Source organism: Pseudomonas sp. AGC41, assembly GCF_057334555.1.
The window spans coordinates 15826-20529 of the sequence record NZ_JBHFJB010000105.1 but is presented as its reverse complement, the minus strand read 5'-3'; the positions used below and the strand labels follow the sequence as shown (position 1 = coordinate 20529).

At 61.2% G+C, this 4704-nt stretch carries 3 protein-coding genes and 1 pseudogene; 3 read left to right on the top strand and 1 reads right to left on the bottom strand.

All coding sequences use genetic code 11. The features are described 5' to 3' along the window. Positions 1-87 precede the first annotated feature (87 nt). Positions 88-1785, bottom strand: a complete 1698-nt coding sequence (locus tag ACE04F_RS18380; protein WP_486108899.1) for a sulfatase-like hydrolase/transferase — start codon at positions 1783-1785, stop codon at positions 88-90. Positions 1786-2163: 378 nt separating this feature from the next. Here ACE04F_RS18380 and ACE04F_RS18375 point away from each other — a divergent pair, with 378 nt between their 5' ends. From ACE04F_RS18375 to ACE04F_RS18365, 3 genes and pseudogenes are all read left to right on the top strand, one after another. Next, on the top strand, positions 2164-3519 hold the full coding sequence (locus ACE04F_RS18375; protein ID WP_486108897.1) for a UDP-glucose dehydrogenase family protein: 1356 nt from the start codon (positions 2164-2166) through the stop codon (positions 3517-3519). Further along, positions 3516-4598 carry an NAD-dependent epimerase gene (locus ACE04F_RS18370; protein WP_486108895.1) on the top strand — a complete coding sequence of 361 codons (1083 nt, stop codon included), beginning with the start codon at positions 3516-3518 and terminating at the stop codon, positions 4596-4598. Before ACE04F_RS18375 ends, ACE04F_RS18370 begins: the two co-directional genes overlap by 4 nt. Then, positions 4585-4704 (top strand): annotated as a pseudogene (locus ACE04F_RS18365) (sugar transferase); the annotation flags it as partial. The gene ACE04F_RS18370 and the pseudogene ACE04F_RS18365, both read left to right, overlap by 14 nt.

Below are 4704 nucleotides of genomic sequence, written 5' to 3'. Positions count from 1 at the left end.
GGCTCGCTCCCACAAGGGTGCCTCGGTGAATCTGACTCAATGTGGGAGCAGCCTGCTCGCGAAGAGGCCGGTCCATTCAGCCGCTGATCAGTGCCCCACCGCCATCTCACCCTGAACCGGTTTCGGCGTGACGATGTTGTCCAGGTCAATGTGCTTCCACGCCGGCCTGGCCCCCAGCCGCGCATTAAAACGGTAGTTGAAAGTGAAGTCGTCTTCGGTCGGCTGGTCGAGGGATTTTCCATACAGTGCCGTGACGCCGGCCGACTCGTAGCCCATCAAGCGCAGCAACGTCGGGAAGATGTTGTAGTGGCTGGAGCGGTCCTTGTTCTGCGCCCAGGCGCTGCGCCAATCGAGTGTCTGCAACCGGCTCCCCTGGATCACCAGCAACGGCACCAGCCCTTCTTCTTCCGCCGGATCTCCGCCGCAGTGGGTGTTGAGGCCGGGGTTGCCACGTTCGTGCAGGTCCTGGCCATGGTCGGAGGTGTAGATCAACACCGCATTGTCGAGATTGCCCTGTCGGAACAGGCGCTGAAAAAACTCGCCGACGTTCCACAGCAAGGTGTTCTGGTAAGCATTGCGATACAGCACCCAATCATTCGCTTCGCCACTGAAACCGTCGCGCCGGCCGGTGTCGGCCACCTCCTCGAACTGCCCTCGCGGCAAGGCCGGACGGTAGGTCATGAAAGCATCGGGGTATTTGTCATGGACCGGGAAATGCGCGCCGACTTTGTTGACCACCACCAGTTCGGCCCGGTCATTGTCCATCAGCTCGATCAGTTTCGCCGCAGCCGCCATGTCACGGTCGCGCACACGAACCTGGTCGAACTGGACAAATTCGTCGATGTCCTGTTGTTCCAGCTCGGTCATCAGGTTCTGCCGCTTGCCGCCGGTGTTCTGGCCGTCGACATAGACGGTGCGCAACCCGGCGTTGCGGGCGTACTGCCAGATCGACGGCTGGGTGCTGTTGATGCGCATGTAGTCGGCACGGGTGCCGCCATAGCGCAGCGTAACGTTGGTATCCGCGCTGCAATTGGCGATCGAGGCGGCGTAGCCATAATTGATAAGTTCCACACCGGGAGGGGGCGTCTTGAGGCCGGTGGCGACGCCGGACGGCGTGTTGATATCAAGATAATTCCCGCCAATGCTTTCGTCGATGATCAGCACGATATCGTGCCCGATTGCCGCTGTTTGCCGCACGAGACTGACTGGCGCCCGTGGGCCCACAGTGTTGTGCACGGCTTCATAGATGAACAGGTTCAGATAGGCCAGCGGCGTGTACATGATCGGCAAACCGCGCGCGCCCTCGCCTGCCCGTACGAACAGCACGCCACTGAGCAGCAGTATGCCGAGCAAAGGCGCGCTGATCGCGACGTAGCCGGGCAACGGCAGACGCCGCCGGGGCTTCAGGCCGATCCCCAGCAGCAGCAACAAGCCCCCCGCAACCGCACCGATGATCACCTCGCGGTACTGATAAGCCGCCTCCTGGATGAACCCGCCGGAATAGACCATCGACACGAACTGGGCGTAGGTCAGGTAGCTGTCGGTCACCCGTGTGTAAACCTCGAAGAACACCGCCGAGGCAAACATCGCCAAGGCAAACAGATGCCGCACCAATGCCTGGCGGATGTACGCGGTCATCCACAGAGCCAGCACCAGCGCAACGAACATCGCGCCGAACAGCAACGTTGCAAAGCCAAAACCCAGCGCCGCCAGACGGTCGAGGTAATAGTCATGTGCCCTGAGCAGATACAGCAGCAGTAGCAGTTCCTTGAGGTATCGGGCCATGTTTTTCCCAGCGTTACGAGGCGGTTGAAAACGGCTTTGTTTCTGCACACTAGCAGCGGGTTTGCAAAGCGCAAGAAAGCCGATCAACGGCTACAGCGTCAAAAAAAAGTTAGCTCAAAAATGACACCTAACAACCGTTAAAAATATAAAAATCTATGGATATATACCGTTCATCGGCTACTTAAACCCCTTCAAAGCCCTTTAAAAACGGCACTTTTCCAAGTCAGTCAAGGACTTGATATCAAAAAGCCCTACTCTTTCGAGTTTTGCCAACACTGACAACTGTCATTTTGCTGACACGCTTTTCTGAGGCTGCGCTATACCCCTCTGAACAGTTTCATCCGAGTTACATCAACGGGTCTGCGAGGCGCGCCAAGAATGGACGTGAGCGTATTTGGAACGGGGTACGTTGGGCTGATTCAAGCGGCGGCGCTGGCAGACGTTGGACATCGCGTCCTGTGTGTCGATATCGATCCGAACAAGATCCGGCAACTGCAACAAGCGGTACCGCCCATCAGCGAGCCGGGCCTGTCCGGGTTGCTGGAAGACAACATCAAGGCCGGGCGCCTGTCGTTCAGTTGCCAGGCCAGTGATGCGGTCAACCATGGCGAGCTGATCTTCATCGCCGTGGGCACGCCTGCTGATGAAGATGGCTCGGCGGACCTCAGCCATGTCCTGGCCGTGACCCGGCAGATTGCCGACTTCATGGACAGCGACCGCACCCTGATCATCAAGTCGACCGTGCCGGTCGGCACGGCCGACAAGGTCGCCGAATGCGCCCGCCAGGCGTTGGCCCGTCGCGGCCTGCAACAACTGAATGTGCGCGTGGTGTCCAATCCGGAGTTCCTCAAGGAAGGCAGCGCACTGGCCGATTGCATGCGCCCGGACCGGATCATCGTCGGCACCGTCGACGCCCTGGCCCGCGACCAGATGAGCGAGCTCTACGCGCCCTTCTGCCGTAACCACGAAAAGCTGATGTTCATGGACAACCGCAGCGCGGAACTGACCAAGTACGCCGCCAACGCCATGCTCGCCACGCGCATCAGCTTCATGAACGAACTGGCCAACCTCACCGAACACCTGGGCGCCGACATCGAGGCCGTGCGCAAGGGCATCGGCTCGGACCCGCGCATCGGCTACCACTTCATCTATCCCGGCTGCGGCTTTGGCGGCTCATGCTTTCCCAAGGACCTGCGTGCCCTCCTGCACACCGCCGAACAAAGCGGCATGCCACTGCGCCTGCTGCGCAGCGTCACCGATGTGAACGACAGCCAGCGGCACATTCTTTTCGAAAAACTCACGCTGCAGTTCCCCGACGGCCTGGCCGGCAAGTCGATTGCCATCTGGGGCCTGGCGTTCAAACCGAACACCGACGACATGCGCGAAGCCCCCAGCCGCTACCTGATGGAGGCACTCTGGCGCGAAGGCGCCCGCGTCCAGGCCTACGACCCGGAAGCCATGTCCGAATGCCGGCGCCTCTATGGCTATCGCAAGGACCTGAACCTTTGCGCTACCCGCGACGACACGCTGGAAGATGCCGACGCCCTGGTGATCTGCACCGAGTGGAAGAATTTTCGCGTGGTTGATTTCGACCTGCTTGCCAGCAAGCTGCGCGCGCGGGTCATCATCGATGGTCGCAACCTGTACAACCCGGAACACCTGGCTGCCGCCGGGCTGCTCTATCGCGGCATCGGGCTGCGCCACACTGTGCCCGCTCAGGGGTCACAAGCGTGAACATCCTGGTGACCGGCGCGGCCGGTTTCATCGGCGCCCATTGCGTGTTGCGACTGCTGCGCGACGGCCATGACGTGTGCGGGCTGGACAACTTCAACGACTACTACGATCCGCAGCTCAAGCACGATCGCGTGGCCTGGGTCAAAGACCAGGCCGGCGACTTCCACCTGGCGCGAATCGACCTGACCGACGCATCGGCCCTCGATGAACTGTTCCAGTCCCATCGTCCCGACGTGGTGATCCATCTGGCAGCCCAGGCCGGCGTGCGTTATTCGCTGGAAAATCCGCGGGCTTATGTCGACAGTAATCTGAGCGGGTTCCTGAACATTCTCGAGAGCTGCCGCCGCCATCCGGTCAGGCACCTGATCTACGCCTCCTCCAGTTCGGTGTACGGCGCCAACCAGCGCACGCCGTATTCGGTACAGGACGGTGTCGACCATCCGTTGTCGCTGTACGCGGCCACCAAAAAAGCCAATGAACTGATGGCCCACAGTTACAGCCATCTGTTCGGCATCCCCTGCACCGGCCTGCGTTTTTTTACTGTCTATGGCCCCTGGGGCCGGCCGGACATGTCGCCGATCCAGTTCGCCCGGGCCATTGCCGAAGGCCAGGTGCTGAAGCTGTTCAACCATGGCGAGCATGAGCGCGACTTCACCTGCATCGACGACATCATCGAGAGCATCGCCCGGCTGATCGAGCGCCCACCTCTTGCAAACCCGGACTGGAATCGCCACCAGCCGGACCCGGCCACCAGCCTGGCACCGTGGCGCGTCTTCAACATTGGCGGACAGCATCCGGTGACGCTGCGGGCCTACGTGGCGCTGCTGGAAAAACACCTGGGCCGGAGCGCGCGAGTCGAGCTGCTGCCCCTGCAACCGGGCGATGTGCTGAACACCTGCGCCGATGCCAGCGACCTGGCCCGGGCTACCGGTTTCCAACCTTGCATCGAACTGGATGAAGGCCTCGGCCGTTTCGTCGACTGGTTCCTCGATTACTACGCATTGCCCACCGCCCACGCACCGCTTGCGACAGAACGCTTGCGGCCCAACCTCAACGGAGGAGTCTATGACCCGACATGAGCAAGCCATCCCGACCCGGACCCTCGGCCGCGACAAACGAGTCGACCCCGAGCACCGCAGGCGCCTGGACGCGGCTATCCACCGCCAGGGTCGTGGCTGGATGACC